This window comes from Pseudoalteromonas sp. AOP7-A1-14 (assembly GCF_052376275.1).
Lineage (GTDB): Bacteria > Pseudomonadota > Gammaproteobacteria > Enterobacterales > Alteromonadaceae > Pseudoalteromonas.
In genome coordinates this window covers 1-1,121 of the sequence record NZ_JBQSVO010000255.1, presented here as the reverse complement: position 1 = coordinate 1,121, position 1,121 = coordinate 1, and the positions used below count along the sequence as shown (strand labels likewise).

Genomic DNA, 1,121 nt, shown 5'->3' with positions numbered 1-1,121 from the left:
GTATAAAGGCTGGTTGATGGTGTTAGTTCATAAACAATACCTACATATGGAGTAATTTCGTTACTCACTTTATAATCACCAGTGGTACTAACATACGTAGCGTTAGTATCGTAGTTGTCTGTGCTTGTATCCCAAGAAGTAATACGTGCACCGCCAACGAGTGACAGTATGTCGGTTACCCGAAAGCGAGTAGCTGCATAAAAGCCATATTGATCAGTATTACTCTTTTGATACGCCCCAGTGGGTGTATAGTCTGGTATGGGGGCTTCTCCATTATAATTCCATGCATCTGGTACATTGTAAGACCAGTCAGACAGTGAGGAGTAGCTTAAACTTGTAGATTCGTTTTGACTAATGTTAGCACCGAACATTAGCTCATGCTCACGATTAAATAGATTGTAACTACCAGTAAGGTATAGATCTAGGCTATCACGCGTATCTTCGGTAGAGCCTGCAGCGCCTAGTAAGTATACCCCTTCACCCGTGTCACGATCAGGGAAACCAGAAGCATAAACACGTAAACTTTCAAGTTCACCCTCAGTGTGGTTTAGTGCTGCGCGTAGTTTCCAATAGTCGTTGAAATGATGTTCGATATCAGCAAATACAGTCGATGATTCCCGTTGCCATTTTGTCCATTTAGGCGCATAGCTGGAAGTAACTGGTAAGTTTGCTTCATCCCCATCACTGGCGAAGATAGGGATCGTGCCCCATGTGGTACCTTCTGGATTGTTATCTTGGTTTTGATAACCTAATGACACGGTAGTGTTGCGAGTAATGTCGGCTTCGATAATGCCCATCATGGCTAATTTATCTTCTTGATAGCGGTCGAGGTAACTATCTGAGTCTTGGTAAGCAACGACTAATCGGCTACGAATACTGCCATCCTGAGTGAGTGGCACAGAAATATCTGCAACACCACGACGTTTATCCCAGGAGCCTATACCTGCGGAAACTGACGCGTCAAACTCTTGCTTTGGACGTTTGCGTATCATATTGACGGTAGCCGAAGGTGAACCTACTCCACTTAGTAAGCCATTTGCACCACGTATGACTTCGACTTGTTGGTATAGTGCTGTGTCGTATTCTTGATTGGTTGAACCACTATAAGTTGGTATACCATC

1 protein-coding gene is annotated in these 1,121 nt (G+C 43.9%); it reads right to left on the bottom strand.

The window, feature by feature from the left end; translation table 11 throughout:
• Positions 1–1,121, bottom strand: a 1,121-nt coding sequence (locus ACT3RM_RS17960) for a TonB-dependent siderophore receptor (RefSeq protein ID WP_444511524.1), incomplete at both ends; no start/stop codon positions are given.